Source organism: Mycobacterium talmoniae, assembly GCF_001854525.1.
Taxonomy (GTDB): Bacteria; Actinomycetota; Actinomycetes; order Mycobacteriales; family Mycobacteriaceae; genus Mycobacterium; species Mycobacterium talmoniae.
Genome location: NZ_MLQM01000303.1, coordinates 1 through 2653 on the forward strand (window position 1 = coordinate 1; position 2653 = coordinate 2653).

The 2653-nt window shown below is 69.0% G+C and carries 4 protein-coding genes and 1 pseudogene; all 5 read left to right on the top strand.

Translation table 11 applies throughout. From position 1 onward, the window contains the following. Window positions 1–724 (top strand): DUF881 domain-containing protein (locus tag BKN37_RS26755; RefSeq protein WP_071030285.1); only part of this gene is annotated, 724 nt, incomplete at its 5' end. A gap of 19 nt (window positions 725–743) precedes the next feature. Next, complete coding sequence (locus BKN37_RS26760; protein ID WP_071030286.1) at window positions 744–1076, top strand: small basic family protein; 333 nt, start codon at window positions 744–746, stop codon at window positions 1074–1076. Between the two features lie 2 nt (window positions 1077–1078). After that, a complete protein-coding gene (locus tag BKN37_RS26765; RefSeq protein WP_071030288.1) occupies window positions 1079–1912 on the top strand; it encodes a DUF881 domain-containing protein in 834 nt (277 codons plus the stop codon). A gap of 25 nt (window positions 1913–1937) precedes the next feature. Then, window positions 1938–2342 (top strand): glycine cleavage system protein GcvH, encoded by a 405-nt coding sequence (gene gcvH, locus BKN37_RS26770; RefSeq protein WP_071030291.1) that lies wholly within the window; start codon window positions 1938–1940, stop codon window positions 2340–2342. A gap of 118 nt (window positions 2343–2460) precedes the next feature. After that, a pseudogene (locus tag BKN37_RS30100) lies at window positions 2461–2653 on the top strand (hypothetical protein); the annotation flags it as partial.

Here is a 2653-nt window from a genome sequence, read left to right on the forward strand (position 1 = left end):
CGGGTGGGTATGGCAAGCGTTGGCGGTATTGCTGGTGGCCGCGGTGTTCGCCGCCGCGGTGGCGCAGGCCCGCACGCTGGAGCCGGGGGTGCGGGCCGCCCAGCAGGTGCTGGCCGGCAGTGTGCGCTCGGCGGAGGCGTCCACCCACGACCTGGCCGGGCGGCGCAACGCGCTGTCCACCCAGGTCGACGAGCTGCAGCGGCGTCAACTCAACGACGACGCCGAGGGCCGCGACCTGCTGGCCCGCCTCGACCAGCTTTCCCTGGCCGGCGCCAGCAACCAGGTCATCGGCCCCGGGTTGACCGTGACCGTCACCGATCCCGGGGTCAGCCGCAACCTGTCGGACGTGTCCAAACAACGGGTGGCCGGCAGCCAGCAGATCATTTTGGACCGCGACCTGCAGCTGGTGGTCAACTCGCTGTGGGCCAGCGACGCCGAGGCGATCGCGGTCGACGGGGTGCGGATCGGGCCGAACGTGACCATCCGGCAGGCCGGCGGGGCGATCCTGGTCGACAACATCCCGATCAGCAGCCCCTACACCATCCTGGCGATCGGCCCGCCACACGCCATGCAAGATGCTTTCGACCGCAGCCCCGGCCTGTATCGTCTGCGCCTACTGGAGATGTCCTACGGGGTCGGTGTCGCCGTCAGCTCCGGTGATGGACTGGTACTGCCCGCCGGAGCCGTCCGGGATGTCAAATTCGCCAAGCAGATTGGGGCCTAGTGACCGGAAGTGGACGCCGATGATCGGCATCGTGGCGGTGACCGTCGGCATCGTGTTGGGGTTGGTTTTCCATCCCAGCGTGCCCGAGGTGGTCCAGCCGTATCTGCCGATCGCGGTGGTGGCCGCGCTCGATGCGGTGTTCGGCGGGCTGCGGGCCTACCTGGAGCGCATCTTCGACCCGAAGGTCTTCGTGATCTCGTTCGTCTTCAACGTTCTGGTGGCCGCGCTGATCGTCTACGTCGGGGACCAACTCGGGGTGGGCACCCAGCTGTCGACCGCGATCATCGTGGTGCTGGGCATTCGCATCTTCGGTAACGCCGCCGCGCTGCGGCGCCGGTTGTTCGGGGCCTAACGGTGAGCGAACGCAGCGACCACACCGACTCGGGGCAGCACGCCGACACCGTCGCGCACGGCCGGCACGAGCTGCCGCCGCACAGCCCGCAACCCGAGATCGGGCCGCTGCAGCAACGCGGGCTGTTCGGCCTGCTGCGGCGCGCCCGCGCCCAGCCGGTGTTCGCGGTGCTGGCCATCGTGCTGTGCCTGCTGCTGGGGGTGGCCATCGCGACCCAGGTCCGCCAGAACGACTCCGGCGACTCCCTGGAAACGGCGCGGCCCGCCGACCTGCTGGTGCTGCTGGATTCGCTGCGGCAACGCGAGGCGGCGCTCAACACCGAGGTGAGCGACCTGCAGCAAACCCTGGTCACCCTGCAGCAGTCGGGCAGCAACGACCAGGCCGCCATCAAAAACGCCCAGGACCGGCTGGCAGCCCTGGCCATTCTGATCGGCACCGTCGGGGCCAGCGGTCCCGGCGTCACCATCACCATCGACGATCCCCGGCACGGGGTGGCGCCCGAGGCGATGCTCGACGTGATCAACGAGCTGCGGGCCGCCGGCGCCGAGGCGCTGGAGATCCGCGACGCGGCCCAGGCGGTGCGGGTGGGGGTCAGCACCTGGGTGACCGGCGCCGGCGGCGCGCTGGAGATCGACGGCACCACTTTGACCCCGCCGTATTCGGTTATCGCGATTGGCGATTCACCGACCCTGGCGGCGGCGATGAACATTCCCGGCGGGGCGGTCGACAGCGTCAAACGGGTCGGCGGCGCCATGTCGGTGCAGCAAGCCGAACGGGTCGAGGTCACCGCCTTGCGGCAACCGAAACCCCGCCAATACGCTCAGCCCGTCAAGTGAATACGCCGAGAAGAACAGGACCATCGTGAGCGACGTCCCAGCCGACCTGCACTACACCGCCGAACACGAATGGGTTCGCCGCACCGGGGATAACACCGTGCGGGTGGGCATCACCGACTTTGCTCAGTCCGCGCTGGGCGACGTGGTGTTCGTCCAGCTGCCCGAGGTGGGCGGCGCCGTGACGGCGGGGGAGTCGTTCGGCGAGGTGGAATCCACCAAGTCGGTGTCGGATTTGTTCGCCCCGCTGTCCGCGAAAGTCGTTGCCGTCAACGGCGACCTGGACGCCAGCCCGCAACTGGTGAACTCCGACCCCTACGGCGCGGGCTGGCTGGTGGACCTCCAGGTCGACGACGCCGACGGCGCGGGTCTGGACGCCACGCTCGGCGCGCTGTTGGACGCCGACGGCTACCGCGGCACGCTGACCGAATGATAATTGTTAGGGTGCCTGCTAGCTCGGCGACGATGCATGCCCTCAGCGGCGTGCGGAGGAGCCGAGCAATCCAGCGCAGCGCTCCGCCGACAACGCCGGCCTTGCCATGGTGGGCACATTGTGGACCGCTGCGCGGTACGGTCGACTCAGCGGCGGCAAGACCGCCGCGGAGGTGGCCGAGCGGACCCCATCAGAGAACGCCACAGCGGCCAGTGAGGAGCAGCGGGTGACGGAAAACGACAACGACCAAACCACTGACGACGTCACCGTAGAGACGACGTCGGTCTTTCGCGCGGACTTCCTCAGTGAAC

What these genes read in the sequence shown, in the direction of transcription:
- BKN37_RS26760 (WP_071030286.1), top strand. Translation starts at nt 744, where the DNA reads ATGATCGGCATCGTGGCGGTGACCGTCGGCATCGTGTTGGGGTTGGTT.